The organism is Oceanospirillum sediminis (assembly GCF_014164585.1).
Classification (GTDB): domain Bacteria; phylum Pseudomonadota; class Gammaproteobacteria; order Pseudomonadales; family Halomonadaceae; genus Oceanospirillum; species Oceanospirillum sediminis.
Genome location: NZ_JACJFM010000234.1, coordinates 1 through 357, shown reverse-complemented (window position 1 = coordinate 357; position 357 = coordinate 1). Strand labels below are relative to the sequence as shown.

At 54.6% G+C, this 357-nt stretch carries 1 protein-coding gene; it reads right to left on the bottom strand.

The features are described from left to right. A partial coding sequence (locus H4O21_RS24705; protein WP_182812597.1) for a hypothetical protein occupies positions 1–337 on the bottom strand: 337 nt, incomplete at its 3' end. Between the last annotated feature and the right edge of the window lie 20 nt (positions 338–357).

The following is a 357-nucleotide window of genomic DNA, read 5'->3' as shown; positions in this document are numbered from 1 at the left end:
GGGTGGCAAAGATGGTCTGGAGCTGCGTCTTGAAGGCCTCGAGCTGGACCTGAGCCTCACCCTGCACGTTGGCTGTCAGGGGCTTGATCTGCTCCTCGACGTTGGTGGCAACAGTCTTCAGCTGCTCCTGAATCTGAGCAACCAGAGGCTGCAGCTGAGTCTGAGCCTGGTTTGCCAGGTCCTGGTTGCGGACAATCTCGGTCAGGTCCTGGACCATCTTGTTCTTCATCTGCTCAAAGTATTGACCAAGTTTCTCAAGCTCAGTGGTTGCATCTTGAGTAAAGCTTCCTTGTGCCAGAGCAAGCACGACAACGGCTACGATGAGGGAGAATTTCATGGCTGCTGAGTGGAGAAGAC